This is a genomic window from Pseudomonas sp. BF-R-24, assembly GCF_019947335.1.
In the GTDB taxonomy this organism is placed as follows: domain Bacteria; phylum Pseudomonadota; class Gammaproteobacteria; order Pseudomonadales; family Pseudomonadaceae; genus Aquipseudomonas; species Aquipseudomonas jessenii.
Map to the genome: position 1 here is coordinate 124,930 of NZ_JAGYGG010000009.1, position 25,939 is coordinate 150,868.

Annotated in this window: 20 protein-coding genes; 15 read left to right on the plus strand and 5 right to left on the minus strand. The window is 62.1% G+C overall.

Annotated features, from left to right (window positions below; translation table 11 throughout):
• Window positions 1-185: 185 nt before the first annotated feature.
• From KGA98_RS10020 to KGA98_RS10030, 3 genes are all read right to left on the minus strand, one after another.
• Entirely contained in the window at window positions 186-1,487 is a 1,302-nt protein-coding gene (locus KGA98_RS10020) for an NAD(P)/FAD-dependent oxidoreductase (protein WP_223502229.1), read from the minus strand.
• Entirely contained in the window at window positions 1,484-2,572 is a 1,089-nt protein-coding gene (locus KGA98_RS10025) for a polyamine ABC transporter substrate-binding protein (RefSeq protein WP_057714933.1), read from the minus strand. The genes KGA98_RS10020 and KGA98_RS10025 overlap by 4 nt, the downstream gene beginning before the upstream one ends.
• Window positions 2,573-2,650: 78 nt before the next feature.
• On the minus strand, window positions 2,651-4,009 hold the full coding sequence (locus tag KGA98_RS10030; protein WP_150813217.1) for a glutamine synthetase family protein: 1,359 nt from the start codon (window positions 4,007-4,009) through the stop codon (window positions 2,651-2,653).
• Window positions 4,010-4,171: 162 nt separating this feature from the next.
• Between KGA98_RS10030 and KGA98_RS10035 the strand changes: the two genes are divergently transcribed.
• The gene (locus KGA98_RS10035; RefSeq protein ID WP_057714931.1) at window positions 4,172-5,104 is read left to right on the plus strand and encodes a helix-turn-helix domain-containing protein; all 933 of its coding nucleotides are present in this window, start codon (window positions 4,172-4,174) and stop codon (window positions 5,102-5,104) included.
• On the opposite strand, the gene KGA98_RS10040 is transcribed toward KGA98_RS10035, so the two are convergent.
• Both KGA98_RS10040 and KGA98_RS10045 read right to left on the minus strand, forming a co-directional pair.
• Window positions 5,101-5,697 (minus strand): cupin domain-containing protein, encoded by a 597-nt coding sequence (locus KGA98_RS10040; protein ID WP_057714930.1) that lies wholly within the window; start codon window positions 5,695-5,697, stop codon window positions 5,101-5,103. The two genes, KGA98_RS10035 and KGA98_RS10040, sit on opposite strands and share 4 nt — an antisense overlap.
• Window positions 5,698-5,876: 179 nt before the next feature.
• On the minus strand, window positions 5,877-7,838 hold the full coding sequence (locus tag KGA98_RS10045; protein ID WP_223502230.1) for an FAD-dependent oxidoreductase: 1,962 nt from the start codon (window positions 7,836-7,838) through the stop codon (window positions 5,877-5,879).
• A gap of 315 nt (window positions 7,839-8,153) precedes the next feature.
• Here KGA98_RS10045 and KGA98_RS10050 point away from each other — a divergent pair, with 315 nt between their 5' ends.
• The 14 genes from KGA98_RS10050 (at window position 8,154) to KGA98_RS10115 (ending at window position 25,899) form a co-directional block, all read left to right on the plus strand.
• The gene (locus KGA98_RS10050; protein WP_057714928.1) at window positions 8,154-9,203 is read left to right on the plus strand and encodes an ABC transporter substrate-binding protein; all 1,050 of its coding nucleotides are present in this window, start codon (window positions 8,154-8,156) and stop codon (window positions 9,201-9,203) included.
• A gap of 75 nt (window positions 9,204-9,278) precedes the next feature.
• A complete protein-coding gene (locus KGA98_RS10055) occupies window positions 9,279-10,067 on the plus strand; it encodes a class II aldolase/adducin family protein (protein ID WP_223502231.1) in 789 nt (262 codons plus the stop codon).
• Between the two features lie 242 nt (window positions 10,068-10,309).
• Window positions 10,310-10,957: a TetR family transcriptional regulator C-terminal domain-containing protein gene (locus KGA98_RS10060; protein ID WP_090455090.1), complete on the plus strand. Its 648-nt coding sequence runs from the start codon at window positions 10,310-10,312 to the stop codon at window positions 10,955-10,957.
• A gap of 92 nt (window positions 10,958-11,049) precedes the next feature.
• The gene (locus tag KGA98_RS10065; RefSeq protein WP_057714926.1) at window positions 11,050-11,766 is read left to right on the plus strand and encodes a response regulator; all 717 of its coding nucleotides are present in this window, start codon (window positions 11,050-11,052) and stop codon (window positions 11,764-11,766) included.
• Window positions 11,767-11,771: 5 nt separating this feature from the next.
• Complete coding sequence (locus KGA98_RS10070; protein ID WP_223502232.1) at window positions 11,772-12,545, plus strand: substrate-binding periplasmic protein; 774 nt, start codon at window positions 11,772-11,774, stop codon at window positions 12,543-12,545.
• On the plus strand, window positions 12,542-14,797 hold the full coding sequence (locus KGA98_RS10075) for an ATP-binding protein (protein ID WP_223502233.1): 2,256 nt from the start codon (window positions 12,542-12,544) through the stop codon (window positions 14,795-14,797). The genes KGA98_RS10070 and KGA98_RS10075 overlap by 4 nt, the downstream gene beginning before the upstream one ends.
• A 208-nt stretch (window positions 14,798-15,005) precedes the next feature.
• The gene (locus KGA98_RS10080; RefSeq protein WP_223502234.1) at window positions 15,006-16,430 is read left to right on the plus strand and encodes an amino acid permease; all 1,425 of its coding nucleotides are present in this window, start codon (window positions 15,006-15,008) and stop codon (window positions 16,428-16,430) included.
• Between the two features lie 248 nt (window positions 16,431-16,678).
• The gene (locus KGA98_RS10085; protein WP_223502235.1) at window positions 16,679-17,176 is read left to right on the plus strand and encodes a hypothetical protein; all 498 of its coding nucleotides are present in this window, start codon (window positions 16,679-16,681) and stop codon (window positions 17,174-17,176) included.
• Between the two features lie 371 nt (window positions 17,177-17,547).
• Complete coding sequence (locus KGA98_RS10090; protein ID WP_150813208.1) at window positions 17,548-18,339, plus strand: enoyl-CoA hydratase/isomerase family protein; 792 nt, start codon at window positions 17,548-17,550, stop codon at window positions 18,337-18,339.
• A gap of 40 nt (window positions 18,340-18,379) precedes the next feature.
• Window positions 18,380-19,540 (plus strand): acyl-CoA dehydrogenase family protein, encoded by a 1,161-nt coding sequence (locus KGA98_RS10095; RefSeq protein ID WP_007974349.1) that lies wholly within the window; start codon window positions 18,380-18,382, stop codon window positions 19,538-19,540.
• Between the two features lie 18 nt (window positions 19,541-19,558).
• A complete protein-coding gene (locus KGA98_RS10100) occupies window positions 19,559-21,658 on the plus strand; it encodes an acetate--CoA ligase family protein (protein ID WP_223502236.1) in 2,100 nt (699 codons plus the stop codon).
• A 10-nt stretch (window positions 21,659-21,668) separates the two neighbouring features.
• Entirely contained in the window at window positions 21,669-23,276 is a 1,608-nt protein-coding gene (locus tag KGA98_RS10105) for a 5-guanidino-2-oxopentanoate decarboxylase (protein WP_223502237.1), read from the plus strand.
• Window positions 23,277-23,300: 24 nt separating this feature from the next.
• Window positions 23,301-24,491: a pyridoxal phosphate-dependent aminotransferase gene (locus KGA98_RS10110; protein ID WP_057714918.1), complete on the plus strand. Its 1,191-nt coding sequence runs from the start codon at window positions 23,301-23,303 to the stop codon at window positions 24,489-24,491.
• A complete protein-coding gene (locus KGA98_RS10115) occupies window positions 24,484-25,899 on the plus strand; it encodes an aldehyde dehydrogenase family protein (protein ID WP_223502238.1) in 1,416 nt (471 codons plus the stop codon). Before KGA98_RS10110 ends, KGA98_RS10115 begins: the two co-directional genes overlap by 8 nt.
• The last annotated feature ends 40 nt before the right edge of the window (window positions 25,900-25,939 follow it).

A 25,939-nucleotide genomic window follows, 5' to 3' on the forward strand; every position in this document is an offset into this window, starting at 1 on the left:
GACTCGCAATTGAGCAAATCGAAAGTCGAAACAAGGGGATGGTAGAAGAGGGAATACGTAAAACAGTGTGGGAGCGAGCTTGCTCGCGATAGCGGTGTGCCAGACAACCCAATCATTGGATTTCAGGTCGCTATCGCGAGCAAGCTCGCTCCCACAGTGGTTAGCAGGCGCCCGGCAGGACGACGTCAGCCCAGCATTTCCCGCATCCGATACCAGAACATGCCAAGGGCCAGCAAGGGGGAACGCAGTGCGCGTCCGCCGGGGAAGGTCATGTGCGGCACGGCGCTGAACACGTCGAAGCCTTTGCTGTGGCCGGCATGGATCGCTTCGCCCAACAACTTCGCGCACCAGTGGGTCACGTTCAGGCCATGGCCTGAGTAGCCCTGGGCGTAGAACACGTTCGGGTGCTGGCTCAGGCGCCCGACCTGGGGGAAGCGGTTGGCCGAGATGCCGATCTTGCCGCCCCACTGATAGTCGATGCGCACATCGGCCAGTTGCGGGAACACCTTGAGCATCTGCGGGCGCATGTAGGCGCTGATGTCCGAAGGATCGCGCCCGGAGTAATGGCAGGCACCACCGAACAACAAGCGCCGGTCAGCCGAGAGCCGGTAGTAATCCAGGCCGACCTTCTGGTCGCACAGCGCAACATTGTGCGGGATCAGTTTTGCAGCGGCCTCTTGCGACAAGGGTTCGGTGGCGATGATGTAGCTGCCTGCCGGGAGTACTTTGCCGCTGAGCTTCGGTTCGAGCTCTTCCAGATGGGCATTGCAAGCAAGCACCAACGTGCCTGCACTCACAGTGCCACCGGCGCAGCGCACTTGCACCGTGCTGCCATGGATTAACTCGAGCACCGGGCTCTGCTCGAAAATCCGCACCCCAAGGGACTCGGCGACTTGCGCTTCGCCAAGGACCAGGTTCAGCGGATGCAAATGCCCCGAGCCCATGTCCACCAGGCCGCCGGCGTACACACCGGAGTTCACCACCTGTTCACGGATTTGTTCTGGCGCCACCAGTCGGGTTTCAAAGGCGTAGCCGGATTCAATCAGTTGCACCTGCTCGGCCTTGAGCGCCTTGAACTGGGCCGGGGTATTGGCCAGTTCGCAGAAGCCCCAGCTCAGGTCGCAATCGATGCCGCGCTCGCGGATGCGATTGGCCACGACTTGCACCGACTCGTTCCCGGCGTGTTCCAGGTATTGCACGCCATCGGCGCCGATGTGCTTGGCGAAACCGCTGACGTCATGGCCGATACCACGAATCAACTGGCCGCCGTTGCGCCCGCTGGCGCCCCAGCCGATCCGTCGGGCCTCCAGCAGGACCACCGAGAGCCCACGCTGGGCCAGCTCGATGGCGGTGTTGATGCCGGTGAAGCCCGCGCCGACCACGCAGACATCGGCCACCAGGTCCGAGGCCAGCGCGGGGTGCTGCCTCATGCCCTTGGCGGACGCTGCGTAATAGGAGTGGGTGTGTTCCTTGGTGTACTGATTCATTTGTTGGACTTCACTTTGCTCCACGAACGGGTCATCAGGCGCATGATCGACTGCGGCGGCGTGGTGGAGATGTAGAGTTTGTCGAGGACTTCCTGGGACGGATAAACCTCGGGGTTGCTGACCAGCTCAGGGTCCATGTACTGCTTGGCGGCCGGGTTCGGGTTGGCGTAGCCGACCGACTCACTGACCTTGGCAATCACTTGCGGGTCCAGCAGGTAGTTGATGAAGGCATGAGCTTCCTTCGGGTTGCTGGCGTCGGCGGGGATGGCCAGCAGGTCGAACCACAGGTTGGCGCCTTCCTTGGGAATGGCGTAGGCGATGTTCACGCCGTTGCCGGCTTCCTTGGCGCGGTTGGCGGCCTGGAACACATCACCCGAGTATCCGAACGCTACGCAGATATCGCCGTTGGCCAGGTCCGAGACGTACTTGGAGGAGTGGAAGTAGGTGATGTAGGGGCGGATCTGCAGCAGCTTGGCTTCGGCCTTCTTGAAGTCCTCGGGGTTTTCGCTGCGCGGGTCCATGCCCATGTAGTTGAGCATCGCCGGGAACACTTCGTCCGCCGAGTCCATCATCGACACGCCGCAGGCGCTGAGCTTCTTGATGTTCTCCGGTTCGAACAGCACGGCCCAGGAGTCGATCTTGTCGATGCCCAGCACGGCCTTGACCTTGTCGACGTTATAGCCGATGCCGTTGGTGCCCCACAGGTACGGCACCGAGTGCGCGTTGCCCGGATCGTTTTTCTCCAGCAGCGCCAGCAATTTCGGGTCGAGGTTCTTGAAATTCGGCAGTTGCTCGCGATCGAGCTTGAGGAACGCGCCGGCCTTCACCTGGCGGGCCAGGAAGTGGTTGGACGGCACCACCACGTCATACCCGGTACGACCGGCAAGCAGTTTGCCTTCCAGGGTTTCGTTGGAATCGAATACGTCGTAGATCACCTTGATCCCGGTCTTGGCCTGGAAGTCGGCGAGGGTGGTTTCGCCGATGTAGTCGGTCCAGTTGTAGACGCTGACCTGTGGCTGAGCCTGGGCAACGGCGCTGAACAAGACCGCGAGTGCGGCCGGGACCATGGATTTCAATAGACGCATATCGATACCTTCTTGGAATTATTGGATTCTTCAGGTGATTTGCTTGGTATTCACGTGCCTCCTGTGGGAGCGAGGTTTTTAGACGCTGAGCATCAGGAACTCACGCTCCCAGGAGCTGATCACCCGTTTGAAGTTCTCGTGCTCGGCGCGTTTGACCGCGACATAGCCCCGCACGAACTTGCTGCCCAGGTAACGGCCAATGGTGTCGCACTCTTCCATCTGGGTCAGGGCGTCCTCGATGGTGATCGGCAGGCGCAGGTTGCGGCGCTCATAGGCGCGGCCCTGTACCGCAGCGCTTGGCTCGATGCGTTCGACCATGCCCAGGTAACCACACAGCAGGCTGGCGGCGATGGCCAGGTACGGGTTGGCGTCAGCGCCCGGCAGACGGTTCTCGACACGCATGGCGTCGGGGCTGGAGGTCGGCACGCGCAGGCCGACGGTGCGGTTTTCTTCGCCCCACTCGACGTTCACCGGTGCCGAGGTGTCCGGCAGGAAGCGGCGGAACGAGTTGACGTTCGGCGCGAACATCGGCAGCACTTTCGGGATGTACTTCTGCAGGCCGCCAATGTGATGCAGGAACAGCTCGCTCATGTTGCCATCGGCATCGGCGAAGATCGGCTGGCCGGTGGCAATGTCCACCACGCTCTGGTGAAGGTGCATGGCGCTGCCAGGCTCGTCGCCGACCGGTTTGGCCATGAAGGTCGCCGCCACGTTGTGCTTGAGCGCCGCTTCACGCATGGTGCGCTTGAACACGGTGATCTGGTCGGCCAGGTCCAGGGCGTTGCCATGACGGAAGTTGATTTCCATCTGCGCCGGGCCGTCTTCGTGGATCAGCGTGTCGAGGTCCAGGCCTTGCAGTTCGCACCAGTCGTAGACGTCTTCGAACAGCGGGTCGAATTCGTTGGCCGCGTCGATGGAGAACGACTGACGACCGCTTTCGGCGCGGCCCGAACGGCCCATCGGCGCCTTGAGCGGCAGGTCCGGGTCTTCGCAGCGCTGGGTCAGGTAGAACTCCATTTCCGGCGCGACAATCGGCCGCCAGCCTTTATCGGTGTACAACTGCAGGACTTTCTTCAGCACATTGCGCGGCGACAGTTCGATCGGGTTGCCGAACTTGTCGAAGGTGTCGTGGATCACGATGGCGGTCGGCTCGATGGCCCATGGCACCACGTAGACGGCGTCGGCGTCCGGCTTGCAGACCATGTCGATATCGGCCGGGTCGAGCAGGTCGTAGTAGATGTCGTCGTCGACAAAGTCCCCGGTTACCGTTTGCAGAAGGACACTTTCCGGCAGGCGCATGCCTCGCTCATGCAGGAACTTGTTGGTCGGTGCAATTTTGCCGCGTGCAATGCCGGTCAGATCGCTGACGACGCACTCGACTTCGGTAATCTTGTGATCTTTCAGCCAAGTGAACAGCTGATCGAAAGGGACATTCATAAAGACCTCGTTATTGGTTTTATTAACGCCAGGAGAGACCGGTTTCATCCGCCGGACACTTCCCCTGTAGCGCGTTGACGACTATCTTGTGCGAGCCTTGCGGTTCCATCTATCCACTTTAAGCAGCACAAAACGCACCAAAAGAGTGCGTAAGGTCACCCCATGACAGGTTCCAGTTCCCTACAGGTCCAAGCGTTCAACACCGCCGATGTCGCCGAGCAAATCCGCGCCACGCCGGGCTGGGTGCAGCAATACCAGCAGATGTCGCCGGGGCACTTCGCGGGTAGGGTGCGTTATCTGGATCTGCAGGGCGTGGAGATTTACGAAGAGTCGATGAACACCCGGGTCGAGCAGAATTTCAGCGCGCCCCAGGGTTCGTTATCGTTTTGTTTCGATCGCGGTGACAACGCGCTGTACGTGTTGAATGGCGAAAGCCGCAACATCTGGATCACCCCGGAGAACTACCAGGAAATCGCCGTGGTGTTCGGGCCGGAGTTTGTAAAGCGCCACAGCCTGGACATCGCCAGGCTTGAAGGGTTGTTCATGGCACCGCTCAACGCCCAGCAGAACGCGCTGTTTTGCCGTTGGCTCAGCGGAACCTTGACGCGGCTGTCGCAGACCTTCGATCCACCGAGCCGCGAAGCGCTGACCCAGCAACTGCTGGAAGATTGCCTGTTCATCCTCGACAACGCGTGTGTCGGCCTCGACCAGGGCGCCTTGCAGCGTCGTGCCGGGGAGCGCTCGATCATGAAACGGGTAGGGGAATGGGCCGCGGACACCCCGGAAGAACATCTCAATCTGCTGGAATTGTCCCAGATCGCGGGGTTTTCACTGCGTCAGTTGCAGCATGCGTTCAAGACCTACACCGGCATGTCGCCGACCCAGTGGCTGCGCCTGCGCCGACTCAACAGTGCCCACCGCGAATTGCTGAGTCGCACGCCGACGCAAACCACTGTGGCTGAAGTGGCGATGCGTTGGTCGTTCTGGCATCTGGGGCGGTTTTCCAGCAGCTATCGTGCGCTGTTCAAGGAATTGCCGAGCGACACCCTCAAGCGTGCGAGTGTCACGCCGTCCCCTGGTCGCGGCCGACGTTAGAACGTCGGCGGTGTAATCACCCAGATCACCACCGCATCGACATCGCCAGGGTTGCCATAGCGGTGCGGTTCCTGGCTGGAAAAGCTGAAGCTGTCGCCTTCATTGAGCTGGAAATGGCGCTCGCCCACCCACAACTCGAAACTCCCCGAGAGCAAGTAGCCGGCTTCTTCACCGTCGTGGCTGTAGCTTTGCTGGCTGTAGGTGCCGGGCGGGAAACGCGAGTGGAGCATTTCCAGTTGGCGGTTGGCTTGCGGTGTCAGCAACTGGTCGACGATGCCGTCTTCGTAATGCACGTTCAGGCGGCTGTTCTTGCGCACCACGATGCCATCGTCTTCGGGCGCGGTGACCGCTTCACTGGCGAAGAACCACTGGATGGTGACGCCGAGGCTGCGGGCAATGTTGAACAGCGCCGGAATCGACGGGTAGGCGAGGTTGCGTTCCAGCTGGCTGATGTAGCCAGCGGTGAGTTCGCTCTGTTGCGCCAGTTCCGTCAGGGTCATGCCCCGACGCTTGCGCAGGCCGCGAATGCGCGTGCCGAGAAAATGCGGTTCGGCGCTGCCGGGTGCGGGCTGTGTGGTGCTGCTGTTGCTCATGGTCAAATCCGAACCGGGAGGAGTGGCGCAAATCCCCGTAGGAGCGAGCTCTGCTCGCGATGGTCGCCAACGATAACGCTGGAAGCCTGACACCCAGCGGTGTTCTCGGGTTCATCGCGAGCAGAGCTCGCTCCTACAGGGTTGGTGTTAGCCGTCTAAGCCCCGGAGTATAAACAGCCTTAAAGCTCCCACGCGACTTTAAGACCTTCATAAATTGCTTCTTCGGCGGTGCGCGGCGCCAGGCAGTCACCGATCCGGCGAAACTCCACCAGCCCTTGCAACTCCGCACCCAGGGTATCGACCGGCTGATGCCCCTGGCACAGTACCAGCGTGTCGATGTTCTCCATCAGCATCGGTTCGCCACTGGCGGTGTGTTGCAGGTAAACCGTGTTGTCATCGCAGCCATACAACCGCGCATATGGCGTGATCGGCACGCCCAGTTTATGCAGCTCGCCGGCCAGTTGATCGCGCACGTACAGCGGCAGGTTTTCCCCGCAATGGGTGCCGTTGACCGCCAGTTGTACCTGGTGCCCGGCGCGAACCAGGCGTTCGGCGATGCCGGGGCCGATCCAGTCGCAGCGCCAGTCGACCACCACCACCGAACGGCCGATCCGTACTTCATCGCGCAATACCTGCCAGGCGTCCACCACCTGCAACTCACCACCGCGCTCGAAGGGCGGCCAGTAGGGCTCGGCACCGGTAGCGACGATCACCATGTCCGGTTTTTCCTGCTCCACCAGTGCCCGGTCGACTCGGGTATTGCGCACTACGCGCACGCCGGCCAGTTCCATTTCCCGCTGCAGGTTGGTGCTGGCACCGCCGAATTCGCTGCGCCGTGGCAGCAATTGCGCGAGCAACACCTGACCGCCCAGTTGCGAATTGGCTTCGTACAACGTCACCTCATGCCCGCGCTGGGCCGCGACGGCGGCGGCTTTCATCCCGGCCGGGCCACCGCCGGCGATCATGATGCGTTTGCGTTGTGGCGCTTGTCGCCGTTCGCCGAAGATCAGTTCGCGTCCGGTTTCCGGGTGCTGGATACAGGAAATCGGCAAGCCCTTGTGGAAGTGGCCGATGCACGCCTGATTGCAGGCAATGCACGCCCGCACGTCTTCGACGCGGCCGGTGTCGGTCTTGTTGGGCATTTGCGGATCGCAGATCAGTGCCCGGGTCATGCCGCACACATCGGCCTGGCCACGAGCCAGAATCAGTTCGGCTTCCTGGGGTTGGTTGATGCGCCCGGTGACGAACAACGGAATGTTCAAACTGGCCTTGAACGTTCCGGCTTCCCTGGCCAGGTACGCGGCTTCGATCGCCATGGGCGGCACGATATGTACCGCGCCGCCAAGGGAAGCCGAGGTGCCGGCGACGATATGCACGTAATCGAGCTGCGCTTGCAGTGACTGCACGGCGGCCAGGGATTCGTCCTCGGTCAGGCCTTCCGGGTCGCGCTCGTCGGCGGAAATGCGCAGGCCGATGATGAACTGCTGGTCGGTCGCCGCGCGCACGGCGGCGATGACCTCGCGTAGAAAACGCAAGCGCTGGTCCAGCTCACCGTTGTAGCCATCGGTACGCCGGTTGACCCGCGGATTGATGAACTGTGCCGGCAGGTAACCGTGGCTGGCCACGACCTCGACGCCATCAATGCCTGCCTGATGCAGGCGGCGGGCGGCAGCGGCATAACCGGCGACGATCTCGTCGATCATTGCCTGGTCCAGCGCGCGGGGCATCACCCGGAAACGTTCGTTGGGCACCGACGAGGCGGAGTAGGCCACCGCCAGCAGGCCATCGCTGGACTCCATGATCTCCCGCCCCGGATGGAACACCTGGGACAACACCAGGGTGCCGTGGGCATGGCAGGTTTGCGCCAGTTTGCGGTAGCCCTCGATGCACGCATCGTCGGTGGCCATCAGCACGTGGGAGGTGTAGCGCGCACTGTCATGCACCCCGGCCACTTGCAGCACGATCAGCCCGGCTCCGCCTTCGGCACGCGCCCGGTGATAGGCGATCAATTGTTCATTGACCAGGTTGTCTGTGGGCATCGAGGTGTCGTGTCCGCTGGACATGATGCGATTCTTCAGGCGCTTGCCACGGATCTCCAGGGGTTCGAACAGGTGCGCGAAGGCGGGTGCAGAGGTCGTCATGTGGCGGGTACTCCTGGCAGGCTACCTCCGTAGGAGCGAGCTTGCTCGCGATGGACGTTAACGATAACGCGTGTTGTCTGGATGAACGCGTCGCCCTCAGGTCCATCGCGAGCAAGCTCGCTCCTACAGAGGCATAAGGTTTTCGGTGTTGTTATTTTTATCTATAGAAATTTACCTTCAGTAAAAAATCAACTTGTTTTTTTACTATGCCTTGCAGTAGTTTCGTCTCGAGCCCGCTCCAAGGCCAAACCTCACAACAATAAAAAAGGGCTGCGCGGGCCTTGGGTCCCGTGGCACCTGCAAGAGGAACCACTGATGAAATCGCACACGCTCAAGCACGGTTTTTATCCCTTGGTGTTGTCCGTGGCCATGGGCCTGGGCAGCGCTCAGGCAGCATCGGACATGGTGGTGGTCGGATACGGCGGAGCCGGACAAAAAGCCCAGGACGTGGCGTTCTTTCAACCCTTCGCCGCCGTGGATCAAAGCAAAGTGATCCAGAGCGAATACAACGGCGAAATGGCCAAAATCAAAGTGATGGTCGATACCGGCAACGTCGACTGGGACGTAGTGCAAATCGAAGGCCCGGACCTGATGCGCGGTTGCGAGGAAGGCATGTACGAGCGCCTGGACTGGACCCGTCTGGGCCATGCCGACCAGTTGATCCCCGAAGCGGCACAGGAATGCGGCTCCGCTGCGCTGGTGTGGAGCGTGGCCATTGCCTACGACACCGACAAACTGGCCCAGGCGCCGACCTCGTGGGCAGACTTTTGGGACGTGAAGAAAACCCCCGGCAAGCGTGGGCTGCGCAAACGCGCGGTGTACAACCTGGAATTCGCCTTGCTGGCGGACGGGGTCAAGACCGAAGACGTCTACAAGGTACTCAGCACCCCGCAGGGTGTGGACCGGGCATTCGCCAAACTCACTGAACTCAAGCCTTACATCCAGTGGTGGGAGGCGGGCGCGCAACCGCCGCAATGGCTGACCGCCGGCGATGTGGTAATGACCTCGACCTACAGCGGGCGCATCGCCGACGCCGCGCAGAAAGGCAGCCACCTTGGTCTGGTCTGGCCCGGCAGCCTGTACGGCATGGATTACTGGGCGATCATCAAAGGGTCCAAACATGTGGATCAGGCCAAGCGATTCATTGCCTTTGCCAATCAACCGGACGCCCAGGTCAACTACGTGCAACAGATCCCCTACGGCCCGACCAACACCCAGGCCGCCGCACGGCTGGACGACAAACTGGCGCAATGGGTGCCCACCGCGCCGCAGAACCTCAAGGGCGCACTGTCGATGAACGTCGGTTTCTGGGTCGATCATGGCGAGGAGCTCGAAGAGCGCTTCAACGCCTGGGCCAGTAAATAACTGCCGATGGCTGGACGTGTCCAAGCGTCCAGCCTTACTGTCGGCCCCAGCCGATCAGCCTGGAGAACCACAAGAATGAACAACATCGCCACCCACCTGGCACCCGAACGCAGCGCCACCGAGCAGCGCCTGCGTGAGGAACTGGCGGCCTGTTACCGCTTGATTGCGCACTTTCGCATGACCGATTTGATCTTCACCCACATCTCGGTGCGCATTCCGGGGCCGGAGCATCACTTTCTGATCAACCCTTACGGGCTGATGTTCGATGAGATCACCGCGTCCAACCTGGTGAAGATCGACCTTGATGGCCACGCTGTGGAACCGTCGCCGTACCCGGTCAATCCGGCTGGCTTCGTGATCCACAGCGCTATTCATGGCGCCCGCGAAGATGCGCAATGCGTGCTGCACACCCACACCAAATCCGGTTGCGCGGTGGCGGCGTTGAAGTGCGGGCTGTTGCCGGTGAACCAGATTTCCATGGAGTTCTACGGCCGTGTTGCCTACCACGACTATGAGGGCGTGGCGCTGGATTTGAGCGAGCAAAAAAGGCTGGTGGCGGACCTGGGCGACAAATCGGTACTGATGCTGCGCAACCATGGTTTGCTGACCGTCGGTGAGACGGTGAGCCAGGCGTTCCTGCGCATGTACTACCTGGAAAAGGCCTGTGAAATCCAGTTGGCCGCCCAGGCCGCCGGTGAAGTTGTACTGCCGTCTGACGAGGTCTGCGCGCATACCGAGCGGCAGTTCAATGATCCGGGGCGGCCGTTGGAGGAGGGTCAGCTGGCTGATCCGGATGCCATGCAACTGGCCTGGGCGGCGTTGTTGAGAATGCTGGATCGAGTGGCGCCGGGTTACCGCGACTGATCCGGGTTCTGTGTTGTTTGAGCTGGCCCCTTCGCGAGCAAGCCCGCTCCCACAGGGGTGGGTGTACGCAAAATCTGTGACCAACACAAAACCCTGTGGGAGCGGGCTTGCTCGCGAAGCAGGCGCCACGTTCTAGCAGAGTGGCAACTGACTGGAGAAATAGCTCGCTCTTGCTGTACATTCGTTCAGCCCGCCGCTAACCCGCGCGGGCCTAAACGATTGAACCAAGGAGCGTGTCGCCCATGAATCAGGAAGCCCGTTTTTCCCGCATGGAACCGGAGTTGCGCAAAGCCAACCTGATCGAGGCGACGCTGGTGTGCCTCAAGCGTCATGGCTTCCAGGGCGCGTCGATCCGCAAGATTTCCGCCGAGGCCGGGGTCTCGGTGGGGCTGATCAGCCATCACTATTCCGGCAAGGACGAACTGGTGGCCGAGGCTTACATGGCGATCACCGGGCGGGTCATGACCTTGCTGCGTGACGCCATGGAGCAAGCCGCGCCGAATGCCCGGGAACGCTTGTCGGCGTTTTTCCGCGGATCGTTCTCCGCCGAGCTGCTCGATCCGCAACTGATCGATGCGTGGCTGGCGTTCTGGGGCGCAGTGAAAACCGCCGAGGCCATCAACCAGGCCCACGATCATTCCTATGGCGAGTATCGCGGCATCCTGCGCAAGGTGCTGGCGGAGCTGGCCCAGGAGGAGGGCTGGGAAAGCTTCGACGCCGACCTCGCCGCCATCAGCCTCAGCGCCTTGCTCGACGGCTTGTGGCTGGAGTCCGGGCTGAACCCCGGCACCTTCACCCCGGAGCAGGGCATCCAGATTTGCGAGGCCTGGGTCGATGGTTTGCAGGCCGGCGGACGACAGCGCTTCTGCGTGCAGACGAGCGACTGTTGATCAGTCGTTCAGCAATCGATACTCTCTGGCGCCGACGCAGGAAAACACTCTAATAAGAAACTGGCCCTCGGGCCTATGCCGGACACCAAGCGATGACTCCTCGGGTATTGATCGTCGATGACGATCCGCTGATTCGCGATCTGCTACACGCCTACCTGTCCCAGGAAGGTTACGACGTCCATTGCGCCGCCACGGCGGAACTGGCGGAAACCTTCCTCGCTAGCCAGACCGTCGACCTGGTGATGCTCGACATCCGCCTGCCGGGCAAGGACGGCCTGACCCTGACCCGCGAGTTGCGAGTACGTTCGGAGGTCGGGATCATCCTGATCACCGGGCGCAACGATGAAATCGACCGCATCGTCGGCCTCGAATGCGGCGCCGATGACTACGTGATCAAACCCCTCAATCCAAGGGAGCTGGTGTCCCGGGCGAAAAACCTGATTCGCCGGGTACGTCATGCGCAAACGCCTGCGCCCGCCATCGCGGCGGCCAAACCGGTCAAGCAGTTTGCCGACTGGGCGCTGGACACCGACCGCCGTCGCCTGATCGATCCGTCCGGCAGTGAAACCCTGCTGACCCACGGCGAATACCAGTTGCTCAGCGTGTTTCTGCGCAACAGCGGCCACACCCTCAGCCGCGATCAATTGATGGACCAGATCCGCAACCGCGAATGGGTGCCCAACGACCGCTCCATCGACGTGTTGGTCGGGCGCCTGCGCCGCAAGTTGCATGACGATCCGGCCGAACCCCAGTTGATCATCACCATTCACGGTGCCGGTTACCTGTTCACCGCCAGCGTGGCGGCCTGAAGCTGATGGCGCGATGGCTTTGCCTGCTGGCGATACTGGTGGCCGGCCATGCCGTCGCGGCGGACAAGGTGCGTTACTGCGATTACCCGGTGTACCCGCCGATCTCCTGGAGTGATGGCAAGCAGGTGCGCGGCCTGGCGCCCAGCGTGGTGAAGCACTTGTTCGGTCAACTGGGGTATGAAGTCGAGATGGTCGTGCTGGGCAACTGGAAACGCTGCCTGCTGGACGCCGCCGAAGGCCGGGTCGATGTGGTGCTGGCCTACAGCACCGCGCAACGGGAGCAGAGCATGCTGTTCTCGACGGTGCCGGTATTGCGTGAAGAAGTGGCGTTGTTCGTCAACCGCCAGCATCCGGTGAAATTCGAACAACTGGACGACCTGGCCCGTTACCGCGGTGGCCTGTTGTTCGGTGAGAGCTACGGCGTGGAGTTCGATCGCATGGTCGCGCGCAACAACAATATCGAATGGGTTTCCGACAGCCACCAGAACTTCGGCAAGCTGATTCGCGGGCGCATCGACTTCATCACCCAGGAGCGGCGCACCGGCCAGCTGTACGTGGAAAACCTGCCCGGCGGCCAGGACATCGTCGCCTTGCCCAAGGCGTTGAGCGTGGACTACCTGCGGGTTGCCGTGTCGCGGCGCTCGCCCTTGGCCACTCGCATGCCCGAGATCAATGCGCAGTTGCAGCGCATGGTCGATGCCGGTGACATCGAGCGCTGGCTCAACGAAAGCGAAGTGACCTACCGCGACATGATCAACCTGCCGGCGGATGCGCAATGATTCGCGCCCGTCCCGGTGGACTGTTGCGACGCCTGTTGCTGTTCATTCTGTTGTTCAGCCTGTGCTTCACCGTGCTGGCCAGCAGTGTGCAACTGTACATCGAGTATCGACGGGAAATGCGCGACATCGATTCGCGCATGGAACTGATCCGCGCCGGGTACCTGGCCAGCCTGGAACGCAGCCTCTGGGACTTGAACCAGGAGCAGTTGAATGTGCAGTTGCGCGGGCTGGTGGACTTCTCCGACGTCGCGCGGGTGCACTTGACCAGCGCCGACTTCGACCTGGTACAGGGCAATCCGGCCCCTGCGGGACCGCTGCGCATCGAACGCTTTGCCCTGGACTATCAGCCGCCGTCCGGCCCTTTGCGCAACTTGGGTGAACTGGAAGTCAGCACCGATCTGGGGGCGGTGTACCAGCGACTCTACGCCACCGGTTTGACCAGCCTGTTGTGGATGGCGGTGTTTCTCTGCGGTCTGGCCGTTGCCCTGTCGGGCTTGTTTTATCGACTGGTGACCCGACACCTGAAAGTCATGGCCGAGTTTGCCCGGCGTATCGCCGCCGGTGAATGGCAGGAACCCTTGCACCTGGACAAGCGCCGCGGCAGTGACGAAATCGACACCGTGGCCCATGCGCTGGACGACATGCGCCGGGCGATCCTGCGGGACATCGAGCGCCGGGAAACCGATCGGCTGGCCTTGCAGGACAACCGTGACGAGCTGCTGAAAATGGTCGAGCGCCGTACCGCCAGCCTGATGCGCGCCAAGGACGAAGCGGAAGCGGCCAACCTTGCCAAGTCGCGGTTCCTGGCGACCATGAGCCACGAACTGCGCACACCCCTCAATGGCATTCTCGGCATGGCCGAATTGCTGCGCGGTGCTCGGCTGGATGCCCAGGACGGCAAACGCCTGGATGCCTTGCACAAGGCCGGCGAAGGCTTGCTGACAATCCTCAACGAAGTGCTGTATTTCGCCAAGCTGGAGGAGGGCGTGAGCCATCCCGAACCGGTGGATTTCTCGCTGCGCCAGTTGCTCGACGAGGTACTGACTCTGTTGGAACCGCGAGCGCTGAACAACGACACAATCCTCAGTTGCCGCGTCGATCAGCGGATTGCCGAGCATCACCACGGCGCCGAGCAGTTCCTGCGCCAAGTGCTGAGCAACCTGCTGGCCAACGCGATCAAGTTCACCGAAGGCGGCGAAGTCAGCGTCGAGGTGGCGCTGCTCAGCGAAACCGGAGAACTGTTGGGGCAACGGTTGCGGGTTTGTGTCACGGATGACGGCATCGGCATTGCCCCGCAGATGCAGGAAAAGATTTTCGAGCGCTTCACCCAGGCCAGTGAAGAAGTCGCGCAACGTTTTGGGGGCACGGGGTTGGGGTTGGCGATCTGCAAACACCTGGTGGAGCAGATGGGGGGCTGTATCGGCGTGGACAGTGAAGAGGGGCGCGGCAGTTGCTTCTGGTTCGAGTTGTCCTTGCAGCCGGCCAGCGGCGTGGCTGAGGCCCCGCCGGTTCGGGCGGCGGGGCCGGCACTGAACATCCTGGTGGTCGAAGACGTGGCGCTCAACCGCGAAGTGGTCAAGGGCTTGCTGCAACGGGACGGCCACCGGGTGTGGCTCGCCGAAGAAGCGGATCAGGCGCTGCAACACTGCGCGGCGCAGGTGTTCGACCTGATACTGCTGGACGTGCATCTGCCGGGCATTAGTGGTGTCGAGTTATGCCGCCAGATCCGCCACAGCGACGGGCCGAACCGCCATACCCGCATTTTCGCCCTGACCGCCAGCGTGCAACCGGCACTGGTGCGCGGTTATCTGGAGGCCGGCATGGACGGTGTCCTGGCCAAGCCCTTGAAGCTGGAAAACCTGCGCCAGGTGCTGGAAGGGCATGTGCCTGTGGTCGAATCGCTGCTCAGCGATGACGCAATGGACTGGCCGCTGTTACAGACCCATCGCAGCCTGCTCGGTGTGCAAAAGGTTCAGGGTCTGCTGACGGTTCTGCGTGACTCGATCCTGCAGCACCGCGACGCGCTGAATGAAGCCATGGCCGCCGATGACTGCACAGAGGTCGCGCAACTGGCTCACCGCCTGGCAGGTAGCTGCGATTCCCTGGGTTTTCGGGGCTTGGCCAGCACGTTAAGAGCGCTGGAGACCTTGGCGCTGGCAAACGATGAATCGGCGATCCGCCGCATGAGCCTCACGCTCGATGAGCAATTGCAGCACTCGCTCGATACCCTCGAAGGCCTGTTGCAGAGCTGACGTACAAGTTTGTTACGACTTTGTACAACTTCGATCTTTACGGTCAACGCGAACTTACATGGCTTTCCAATAATCGACGCAACCGCCGCAGCGCGGTCTTCGAAGCTTATTGGAGATAATAATAATGAATTGCCGTAAAGCTGATCCCTCCCTGCGCCGTGACGTCCTGTCGCGCGCTGCGCACCTCTCTGACTGCTGAGGTGCCGACATGAACGAAAACACTGATCGCAGCACTGATCATAAAGGCATCCAGCTGACCCGGGCCCTCAAGAGCCGGCACATCTTCATGCTGTCCCTGGGCGGCGTCATCGGCACCGGGTTGTTCATGGGCTCTGGCGTGACCATCAACCAGGGCGGCCCGGTGGGGGCGATCCTGGCTTACCTGGTCGCGGGTTTCCTGATGTACCTGGTGATGGTCTGCCTGGGTGAACTGTCGGTGCAGATGCCGGTGTCCGGTTCGTTCCAGACCCACGCCACAAAATACATTGGCCCGGCCACCGGGTTCATGATCGGCTGGGTGTACTGGATGAGCTGGGCCACCACCGTGGGTCTGGAGTTCACCGCCGCCGGCATGCTGATGACCCGTTGGTTCCCGGAGGTGCCAATCTGGTACTGGTCGGCGCTGTTCGTGGTGGTGCTGTTCGGTATCAATGCCATGGCGACCCGCGCCTTTGGTGAAGCCGAATACTGGTTTTCGGGGATCAAGGTCGCGGCGATTCTCGGTTTCATCGTGGTCGGTGTGCTGGTGATCTTCGGCGTGATGCCCCTGAGCAGCGGCGCACCGGCGCCGATGGCGACCAACCTGATCGGCGATTCGTTGTTCCCCAACGGCCTGTCAGCCGTGTTCGCAGTGATGATGACCGTGGTCTACGCGTTCCAGGGTTGCGAGATCATGGGCGTGGCTGCCGGTGAAACCGATCAGCCGGAAAAAAGCATTCCCCGCGCCGTGCGCAACGTGGTGTTTCGCGTGCTGATCTTCTATGTGCTGGCGATCATCGTGCTGTCGGCCATCGTGCCGTGGCAGCAGGCGGGCCTGATGGGAAGCCCGTTCGTGCAGGTGTTCGACATGGTCGGCATTCCCTATGCGGCCGACCTGATGAACTTCGTGATCCTTACCGCGATCCTGTCGGTGGGCAACTCCGGCCTGTATGCCTCGACGCGCATCCTGTGGGCTATGTCGAAAACCGGCATGGCGCCCAAAAGCCTGTCGCCCTTGAGCAAGCGTGGCGTGCCGCTGCGCGCCTTGAGCATCACCCTGTGCTTCGCACTGGTGTCGCTGATGACCAGCTTCGTCGCCGCCGACACCTTGTTCATGGTGCTGATGGCGGTGAGCGGCATGTCCGGCACCGTGACCTGGATTGTCATCGCGCTGGCGCAGTACAAGTTCCGCAAGGCGTATTTGCGTGACGGCGGCAAACTCAGCGACCTGAAATACCGCGCGCCGTGGTTCCCGGTGCTGCCGCTGATGTGCATCACATTGTGCTGCTCTCTGTTCGTGTTCCTGGCCCTGGATGAAACCCAGCGTCCGTCGCTGTATTGGGGCTTTGGATTCATTGCGCTGTGCTATGGCGCGTACTTCCTGATCCATCGCAAGCGTCAGGGGGTATTGGCGCCGAGCTTGCCGACTGCATAACACCTCCAGATAACCACTTCCCCCTGTGGGAGCGAGCTTGCTCGCGATGGCGGCATCAGGTCCAACATCACTGTTGACTGGTCTACCGCTATCGCGAGCAAGCTCGCTCCCACAGTTGTTTCAAGCGATTAGCCGCTGGTCGCGACTGTCAGATCTGACAGTAGATTGCATCGGAACTCCACAGCCTAATGATGCGGAATTCGTCGGTCTGCCGTGCGAGATTAAAATCAACCAGGAAGGAGCACCCAATGGACAGCAATCGGATCAGGAACGGTGACTTTACAACCGGAAACTTCGAGCATTGGACGGTGAGCGAAAATGACGGAACAGCGAAAGTCGTGAGGGATGGAAGTGGCTACAGAGCCAGAGTCACTCTGGGTAAAGGAAAGTCGGTATTGCTCGAAACAGCGCGCTTCTCAATCAGGCGGCCGAAATTCAAGCTGTCCCTTGACGTTTCCGTGCCTGAACCCGGTGATGAAGACGCTACCACCATCTTGTATTGCACGCTCTCCGGATTCGAGCCTTCCCAACCGATGCCAATCATATCGCTCATACCCTTCACGTTATCCGGAACCAGCACAGCATTTGAATACATCGGCGATATGCGACCCAGTGTCACTGAAGTGCAATTGTCTATTGCGCTAGCGCCTGTATCGAATCCAAAAACGCTGGGACCCATCTACCTCGACAATGTGAAGTACACAGTGGATCTTTCGAATAAATCGGTTGTTAAAACAGCTCCGTAGTGAGTTCCGACAACATCACCCTCAAACCCGGTTGCATCTTCTGTGGGAGCGAGCTTGCTCGCGATAGCGGTAAGTCAGTCAACTGTGATGTTGAATTTGACGCCGTCATCGCGAGCAAGCTCGCTCCCACAGGGGTTTGCGGCGTTCGGTAAATGTGCGACCTGCCTCCTGTCGCCAGTTGTTCGAAGTTGTAACAGCACCAACGTCCCACGCTCGCCAACCAAAAAATAATTCAATAAAAACAATAGTTTAAGTATCTATTGAGCTTGTTACAGCCCATTTCTCCGCCGATTGCCGCCTTACTGAACACTCGTTTAGTATGGCCTCAAGTCGCATCACCTCAGACCAAACACAATAATTCGAGGATTCCCATGACCACTCAATCGTCGCTGCTCAGCCAGGTCGAAGCAGGCGTTGCCTGGATCACCCTCAATCGCACTGCCCAGCGCAATGCGCTGGACATTCCGACGCTGAAAAACCTGCACGGCTTGCTCGACGGTTTCAACGCCGATCCAGCGGTGCGCGTGGTGGTGCTCACCGGTAGCGGCCGCAGCTTCTGCGCTGGCGCGGACCTTGATGAATGGGCCGATGCCGAAGCCCGGGGTGCGTTGGAAACCTACGGCTGGACCGAAACCGCCCACGCCCTGATGACCCGCCTGCACAGCCTGGAAAAACCGACCATCGCCGCCATCAACGGCACCGCCGTCGGCGCCGGGATGGACCTGACCCTGTGCTGCGACCTGCGCATCGCCGGGCAATCGGCACGCTTCAAAGCCGGCTACACCAGCATGGCGTACTCGCCGGACGCCGGCGCCAGTTGGCACTTGCCGCGCCTGATCGGCAGCGAACAGGCCAAGCGTCTGCTGTTTCTGGACGAATTGTGGGGCGCCGACCGTGCCCTCGACGCCGGTCTGGTCGGCGATGTCTGTGCCGACGATCAATTGCTGACGGTCACCAGCGAACTGGCCGCACGCCTGGCCGCTGGCCCGACCTTTGCCTTCGCCCAGACGAAGAAACTCATGCGTGAAGGCGCCGAACGCAGCCTGGCCGAACAACTGCAAGCCGAACTGGCCGCCGGCCTGTTGTGCGGTCGCAGCGAAGACGGCAACGAAGCCCTGCGTGCCGCCATGGAAAAACGCCCGGCACGCTTCATCGGTCGTTGATTCCTCTCCATCTCCCAGAACACGAACAACAGGTAGCACCATGAATTTCCAACTGACCCAAGAACAAGAAATGTTGGTGGACTCGGTACGCAGCTTCGTCGAGAAGGAACTGCTGCCCTATGAAGAGCAAGTCGACCGCGCCGACGAGGTTTCCCCGGAACTGGCAGCGCAGATTCGCGGCAAGGCGATTGCCGCCGGTTTCTATGCGTTCAACATGCCCGAAGAAGTGGGTGGCGGTGGCCTGGACTACCTGTCCCAGGCGCTGATCGAGCGCGAGCTGTCCAAGGTGTCCTGGGCGCTGCACGTGTTTGTCGCACGGCCGTCGAAAATCCTCATGGCTTGCACCGGTGAGCAGATCAACGACTACCTGTTGCCGTGTATCCAGGGCGAAAAAATCGACTGCTTCGCCTTGACCGAACCGGGTGCCGGCTCCGATGCCAATGCGATCAAGACCCGCGCCGTGCGTGAAGGCGACGACTTCATTCTCAACGGCAGCAAGCACTTCATCAGCCACGCCGGCCACGCCGATTTCGCCATTGTCTTCGCCGTCACCGACACCTACGAACACAACGGCAAGAAGCGCAACGCCGTGACTTCGTTCCTGGTCGACCGCAACACCCCGGGCATGACCATCCGCCGTGGGCCGAAGTGCGTGAGCAACCGTGGTTATCACACCTTCGAAATGTTCTTCGACGACTGCCGCGTGCCGGCCAGCAAAGTGCTGGGCGAAGTCGGCAAGGGTTGGGACGTGGCCAACGCCTGGCTGACCGCCGGGCGCGTGATGGTCGCGGCCAACTGTGTCGGTCAGGCCCAGCGCGCACTGGACGTGTCCTTGCAATGGGCGGCGGACCGCAAGCAATTCGGCCAGCCGATCGGCACCTATCAAGGCGTGTCTTTCAAGCTGGCGGACATGGCCACGCAAATCCGCGCCGCGGAACTGCTGACCCTGCACACCGCCTGGAAAATGGACCAGGGCACCATGACCGATGGCGAGGCCGGCATGGCCAAGCTGTTCGCCAGTGAAGTGCTCGGCCGTACCGCCGACGAAGCGGTGCAGATCTTCGGCGGCATGGGTCTGATGGACGAAGGTCCGGTGGAGCGCATCTGGCGTAACGCGCGGATCGAACGGATCTGGGAAGGCACTTCGGAAATCCAGCGCCACATCATTTCCCGCGAGCTGCTGCGGCCGCTGCTGCGCTGATCGGCCCGGAGAACTCCCATGTCCCAAACCATTCGTGACAACCTCAAACGCATGCTCGCGCCGCAACACGTGGCGTTCGTCGGCGGCCGCAGCATGGCCCGCGCCCTCAAGCGCTGTGCCGAGGGTGGCTACCAAGGGCAAATGTGGCTGGTCAATCCGCAGCACGACAGCCTCGAAGGCGTTCCTTGCGTGCGCAGCGTTGCCGAGCTGCCTTGCGGCCCGGACGCGGTATTTATTGCGACCAACCGTGAGTTGACCCTGACTTGCGTGGCCGAACTGGCCGCCATCGGCGCAGGCGGCGCGATCTGCTACGCCTCCGGCTTCGCCGAGACCGGTGCCGAAGGCCAGGCCCTGCAACAGCAACTGCTCAAGGCCGCTGGCGACATGGCCTTGCTCGGCCCCAACTGCTACGGCCTGCTCGACTACCTGCACAGCTCCGCTCTGTGGCCGGTGGCCCACGGCGGCAAGGCAGTCGAGAAGGGCGTGGCGGTGCTGACCCAGAGCGGCAACTTCGCCTACAACCTGTCCATGAGCGACCGCTCGCTGCCGGTGGCCTACATGGCCTCGGTGGGCAATCAGGCGCAACTGGGCGTGGCTGAACTGATGGACGTGTTGCTCGATGAACCTCGGGTCACCGCCATCGGCCTGCATCTGGAAGGCCTGAAGAATGTGCCGGGTTTTGCCCGCGCTGCGCACAAGGCACTGGAGAAGGGCATTCCGATCATCGCCCTGAAAACCGGCGTGTCGCAGATCGGTGCCGAACTGGCCTTGAGTCACACCAGTTCGCTGTCCGGCTCCGATGCGCTGTATGACGCGTTGTTCGACCGTCTCGGGGTGATTCGCGTCAGCGGCCCGGTGAGTTTTGTCGAAACCCTCAAAGCCGCGGCCTGCGGCAATCTGCCGGCGGGCAACAGCCTGATTGCGCTGGCCTGTTCCGGTGGCGACGCCGGGCTGATTGCCGACTACGCCGAACGCAACGGCCTGGGCCTGCCGAAACTCGATCAAGGGCAGGTCGGCGAACTCGCGCAAGTGCTGCCGACCTATGCCAACCTGGTCAACCCGCTGGATTTCACCACGGCGATCTGGGGCGACGGCGAAGCCTTGAACCGTATGCTCGACAGCGCGCTGCGCACCGAAGCCGACGCGGCGATGCTGGTGCTCGACTATCCGTCGGAGTTCACCGGCGAGCGCAAGGAATGCGACCTGCTGCTGGAGTTGTACTGCGCGGCACTGCAACGTCACGGCAAGACCGGCTTTGTCACCTCGGCCTTCCCTGAATTGCTGCCGGCCCATGCCCGTGAACGTCTGCACGCCCAAGGCGTCGCAGCCTTGCAGGGCGTTGAAGACGGGTTGGCCGCGTGGGGCCGCATCGCCGGTTATCAGCGCAATCGCCATGCCTTGCTGGCGCTGGGGGAATCGGCGCTGGTGCCGTTGTGCCCGCAGGCGCTGGAAGGCGAGGGACGCTTGCTCAATGAATGGGATTCCAAACAGGCGTTAAAAGCCTTTGGCCTGCCGACGCCCAACGGCGTATTGAGCACGCCGGACAAGGCCCTGAAGGACGCAGAAACCCTGGGCTATCCGCTGGTACTCAAAGCGGTCAGCGCTCAACTGCCACACAAGACCGAGGCCGGTGCCGTGGCGCTGAACCTCAAGGATGGCGCGGCATTGAGCGCTGCACTGGAGAAGATGCGCACCAGCATTACCGCTTACGCCCCGGGCGTCGTGTTCGATCAGCTGTTGCTCGAACCCATGGCCAAGCCGCCACTGGCTGAGCTGATTGTCGGCATCAAGCGCGAAAACGATTTCGGCCTCGCCCTGGTGATCGGTGCCGGCGGCATTCTGGTGGAGTTGCTCAAGGACAGTCGCAGTCTGTTGCTGCCGACCACCGACGGCGCGATCCGCAATGCCTTGCTCAGTCTGCGCAGCGCACCGCTACTGCAAGGTTTCCGTGGTCGCGAGTCTGCTGACCTGGACGCCTTGGTGGCCGCGATTCGCGCCGTGGCCGATTACGCCTGCGAAAACGCCGCGCAGTTGCTGGAACTCGATGTGAACCCATTGTTGGTCGGTGCCCAAGGCACGACTGCGGTCGATGCGTTGATTCGCCTCGGCCACGAGTGAGGACATGAACATGCAAAGCAAAACATTGACCGGTGGCCAGGCCCTGGTGCGCCTGTTGGCCAACTACGGCGTCGATACCGTGTTCGGCATTCCCGGCGTACACACCCTGGAGCTGTATCGCGGCTTGCCCGGCAGCGGCATCCGCCATGTGCTGACTCGTCATGAGCAGGGCGCCAGTTTCATGGCCGACGGCTACGCCCGGGTCAGCGGCAAACCCGGTGTGTGCTTTGTCATCACCGGCCCCGGCGTGACCAACGCCGCCACCGGCATCGGCCAGGCCTACGCCGACTCGATTCCGATGCTGGTGATTTCCAGCGTCAACCACAGCGCCAGCCTGGGCAAGGGTTGGGGCAGTCTGCACGAGTGCCAGGACCAGCGCGCAATGACCGCGCCGATCACTGCGTTCTCGGCCGTGGCACTGACTGCCGAAGACCTGCCGGAACTGATCGCCCGTGCCTACGCGGTGTTCGACAGCGAGCGCCCGCGCCCGGTGCACATCTCGGTGCCGCTGGACGTGTTGTCGGCGCCGATTGCCCGTGACTGGAGCAATGAGGTGGTGCGTCGTCCGGGTCGTGGCCCGGCGTCGACCACCGCAATTGATCAGGCCGTGGCCAAACTCAACGCTGCCAAGCGACCAATGATCATTGCCGGTGGTGGCGCCTTGAATGCCACCTCTGAGCTGCAAGAAGTCAGCACCCGACTGGCCGCGCCACTGTTCACCAGCGTCGCCGGTAAAGGCCTGCTGCCGCCGGACGCGCCGCTCAACGCCGGCTCATCCCTGTGTGTGGAGCCGGGCTGGAACCTGATCGCCGAGGCCGACGTGGTGCTGGCGGTCGGCACCGAAATGGCCGACACCGACTTCTGGCGCGAACGCCTGCCACTCAATGGCGAACTGCTGCGGGTGGACATCGACCCACGCAAATTCAACGACTTCTACCCCTGCGCGGTGGCGTTGCATGGCGATGCGCAACAAACCCTCAGTGGCTTGCTTGAGCGCCTGCCAACCGACGTGCGCGAGGCCAGCGCTGCGATTGCCTCGGTCGCCGCACTGCGTAAAGCGGTCAAGGCCAGCCATGGCCCCTTGCAATCGATTCATCAGTCGATCCTGGATCGCATTGCGGCGGAGCTGCCGGACAACGCTTTCATCAGCACCGACATGACCCAACTGGCCTACACCGGTAACTATGCCTTCGACAGCCTCGCCATTCGCAGTTGGTTGCACCCGACCGGCTACGGCACCTTGGGATATGGCCTGCCGGCCGGGATCGGCGCCAAATTCGGTGCGCCGCAGCGGCCTGGGCTGGTGCTGGTGGGCGACGGTGGTTTCCTCTACACCGCCCAGGAACTGGCCACCGCCGTGGAAGAACTTGACAGCCCGCTGGTGGTGCTGCTGTGGAACAACGATGCGCTGGGGCAGATCCGCGACGACATGCTCGGCCTGGACATCGAGCCCATCGGCGTATTGCCGCGCAACCCGGATTTCGCCGCCCTAGCGCGTGCGTTCGGCTGCACCGTGACCCAGCCGCAAAGCCTCGCCGAGTTGCAGACCGACTTGCGCCATGGCTTCAAGCGCAACGGCGTGACCCTGATCGAACTCAAGCATGCCTGTGCGCATTGATCTGCATTTTAAGGGGATGAAGCCATGCGCTTTTCCGATCTGACTCAACGTATCGCCGGTGACGGCGCCGCCGCGTGGGACATTCACTACCGCGCCCTGGCACTGCGCGAGCAAGGTGAAGACATTCTGCTGTTGTCCGTGGGCGATCCGGATTTCGACACGCCACAGCCCATCGTGCAGGGTGCGATCGACAGCCTGCTAAACGGCAACACGCACTATGCCGAGGTGCGCGGCAAGCGTGCCCTGCGCGAGGCCATTGCCAGGCGTCATCAACAACGCAGCGGCCAAAGCGTTTCGGCCGATCAGGTCACCGTACTGGCCGGGGCGCAATGTGCGCTGTTCAGCGTGGCCCAATGCGTACTCAATCCGGGTGACGAAGTGATCGTCGCCGAGCCCATGTACGTCACCTACGAAGCGGTATTCGGTGCTTGCGGTGCCGTGGTGGTGCCGGTGCCCGTACGCTCGGAAAACGGCTTTCGCGTGTTGCCCGAAGATGTCGCCGCGCGCATCACTCCGCGCACCCGGGCGCTGGCACTGAACAGCCCGCACAACCCGTCGGGCGCGAGCCTGCCGCGCAGCACCTGGGCCGCCTTGGCTGAGTTGTGCATCGCCCACGACCTGTGGCTGATTTCCGATGAGGTCTACAGCGAACTGCTGTTCGAAGGCGAACACGTCAGCCCGGCGAGCCTGCCGGGCATGGCCGAGCGCACTGCGACCCTCAACAGCCTGTCGAAATCCCACGCCATGACCGGATGGCGCGTCGGCTGGGTGGTGGCGCCGCCGTCTTTGGCCGCGCACCTGGAAAACCTCGCCCTGTGCATGCTCTACGGCTCGCCGGATTTCATTCAGGACGCCGCCGTGGTGGCCCTGGAAAGCAACCTGCCGGAACTCGAAGCCATGCGCGAAGCCTATCGCCAGCGTCGCGATCTGGTGTGCGACAGCCTGGCCGATTGCCCCGGCGTGCGGGCGTTGAAACCCGATGGCGGGATGTTCGTGATGCTCGATATCCGCCAGACCGGGCTCAGCGCCCAGGCGTTTGCCGACCGGTTGCTGGATCGCCACGGCGTGTCGGTCCTGGCGGGCGAGGCCTTTGGTCCGAGCGCGGCGGGGCACATTCGCCTCGGTCTGGTGGTCGGTGCCGAACCGCTGCGCGATGCCTGCCAGCGCATTGCCCGTTGTGCCCAGGAATTGATGGAGGCCCAGGTTCATGCTTAATCACAAGACACTGTTCATTGATGGCCGCTGGCAAACCCCGTCGGGGCGGGGCATCGCCGAGGTGATCAACCCGGCCACCGAGGAAGCCTGCGGCAGCGTTCCGCTGGGTGATGAACTCGATGTTGAAAACGCCGTGGCGTCGGCTCGCCGGGCCTTCGCTTCATGGTCGCGCACGCCGTCCAGCGTGCGTGCCGGTTATATCCGTGCACTGGCCGATCAACTGCGCAATCGTGCCGATGAGATGGCCGCGGTCATCACTACGGAACTGGGCATGCCGGTGCAATGGTGCCGCTCGGTGCAGGTCGACGGGCCGATCACGGGCCTTGAGCAGTACGTCGAACTGGCGCATCTCATGGACGAGGTGCGCGAAGTCGGCAACTCGCTGGTGATCCGCGAGGCCGTGGGTGTCTGCGCGTTCATCAATCCGTGGAATTACCCGCTGCACCAGTTGATCGGCAAACTGGCCCCGGCACTGGCCGCCGGTTGCACGGTGGTGGTCAAGCCGAGTCAGGAAACCCCGCTGCATGCCTTCCTGCTGGCGCAGATGATCGAGGACATCGGCCTGCCTGCCGGGGTGTTCAACCTGGTCAGCGGGCCGGGCTCGAAAGTCGGTGAAGCGCTGGCCAAACACCCGGACGTGGACATGGTGTCGTTTACCGGCTCCACCGGCGCCGGGGTGCGGGTCGCGCAAGCAGCGGCACCTTCAGTCAAACGCGTGTGCCTGGAACTGGGCGGCAAGTCGCCGTTGCTGATCGCCGAGGATGCCGACCTGGCAGCGGCGGTGCGCTACGGCGTGCAGGACGTGATGATCAACTCCGGCCAGACCTGCACCGCGCTGACCCGCATGCTGCTGCCGGCCAGCCGTTACGCCGAGGCCGTCGAACTGGCGCTGGCGGAAACGTTGAGCCTGCGCATGGGCGATCCCCTCGACCCGCAAAGCTTCCTCGGCCCGATGTGTTCGGCCGGGCAAAAACGCACCGTGCTCGATTACATCAAGGTCGGCCAACAGGAAGGCGCACGGTTGCTGTGCGGCGGTGACACGCCATCGACGTTCGAGCGCGGCTTCTATGTCAGCCCGACGCTGTTCGCCGATGTCGACAACCGCATGCGCATTGCCCAGGAAGAAATCTTCGGCCCGGTGCTGTGCCTGATTCCCTACGCCGATGAGGCGCAAGCGATCCAGATCGCCAACGACTCGCCGTTCGGCCTGTCCAGCGGCGTCTGGGCCGGCAGTGCCGAGCGTGCCTTGCAACTGGGGCGTCAGCTGCGCGCCGGTCAGTGCTTCCTCAACGGTGCTGCATTCAATTATCAGGCGCCGTTCGGTGGCTACAAACAGTCGGGTAACGGTCGCGAATGGGGTGAGGAGGGGCTGAACGAGTTCGTCGAAGTGAAGGCGATCCAGGTGTGACGGTTGGCGATTCAAACGTTGTATGCACCGGGCCATGGCC

Excerpts from the sequence above, each read along its gene's own strand:
- KGA98_RS10100 (WP_223502236.1), top strand. The coding sequence starts at position 19,559 with ATGTCCCAAACCATTCGTGACAACCTCAAACGCATGCTCGCGCCGCAA.
- KGA98_RS10025 (WP_057714933.1), bottom strand. The coding sequence starts at position 2,572 with ATGCGTCTATTGAAATCCATGGTCCCGGCCGCACTCGCGGTCTTGTTC.
- KGA98_RS10090 (WP_150813208.1), top strand. The coding sequence starts at position 17,548 with ATGACCACTCAATCGTCGCTGCTCAGCCAGGTCGAAGCAGGCGTTGCC.
- KGA98_RS10075 (WP_223502233.1), top strand. The coding sequence starts at position 12,542 with ATGATTCGCGCCCGTCCCGGTGGACTGTTGCGACGCCTGTTGCTGTTC.
- KGA98_RS10115 (WP_223502238.1), top strand. The coding sequence starts at position 24,484 with ATGCTTAATCACAAGACACTGTTCATTGATGGCCGCTGGCAAACCCCG.
- KGA98_RS10045 (WP_223502230.1), bottom strand. The coding sequence starts at position 7,838 with ATGACGACCTCTGCACCCGCCTTCGCGCACCTGTTCGAACCCCTGGAG.
- KGA98_RS10040 (WP_057714930.1), bottom strand. The coding sequence starts at position 5,697 with ATGAGCAACAGCAGCACCACACAGCCCGCACCCGGCAGCGCCGAACCG.
- KGA98_RS10055 (WP_223502231.1), top strand. The coding sequence starts at position 9,279 with ATGAACAACATCGCCACCCACCTGGCACCCGAACGCAGCGCCACCGAG.
- KGA98_RS10080 (WP_223502234.1), top strand. The coding sequence starts at position 15,006 with ATGAACGAAAACACTGATCGCAGCACTGATCATAAAGGCATCCAGCTG.
- KGA98_RS10020 (WP_223502229.1), bottom strand. The coding sequence starts at position 1,487 with ATGAATCAGTACACCAAGGAACACACCCACTCCTATTACGCAGCGTCC.
- KGA98_RS10065 (WP_057714926.1), top strand. The coding sequence starts at position 11,050 with ATGACTCCTCGGGTATTGATCGTCGATGACGATCCGCTGATTCGCGAT.
- KGA98_RS10060 (WP_090455090.1), top strand. The coding sequence starts at position 10,310 with ATGAATCAGGAAGCCCGTTTTTCCCGCATGGAACCGGAGTTGCGCAAA.
- KGA98_RS10105 (WP_223502237.1), top strand. The coding sequence starts at position 21,669 with ATGCAAAGCAAAACATTGACCGGTGGCCAGGCCCTGGTGCGCCTGTTG.
- KGA98_RS10110 (WP_057714918.1), top strand. The coding sequence starts at position 23,301 with ATGCGCTTTTCCGATCTGACTCAACGTATCGCCGGTGACGGCGCCGCC.
- KGA98_RS10085 (WP_223502235.1), top strand. The coding sequence starts at position 16,679 with ATGGACAGCAATCGGATCAGGAACGGTGACTTTACAACCGGAAACTTC.
- KGA98_RS10095 (WP_007974349.1), top strand. The coding sequence starts at position 18,380 with ATGAATTTCCAACTGACCCAAGAACAAGAAATGTTGGTGGACTCGGTA.
- KGA98_RS10030 (WP_150813217.1), bottom strand. The coding sequence starts at position 4,009 with ATGAATGTCCCTTTCGATCAGCTGTTCACTTGGCTGAAAGATCACAAG.
- KGA98_RS10035 (WP_057714931.1), top strand. The coding sequence starts at position 4,172 with ATGACAGGTTCCAGTTCCCTACAGGTCCAAGCGTTCAACACCGCCGAT.
- KGA98_RS10070 (WP_223502232.1), top strand. The coding sequence starts at position 11,772 with ATGGCGCGATGGCTTTGCCTGCTGGCGATACTGGTGGCCGGCCATGCC.
- KGA98_RS10050 (WP_057714928.1), top strand. The coding sequence starts at position 8,154 with ATGAAATCGCACACGCTCAAGCACGGTTTTTATCCCTTGGTGTTGTCC.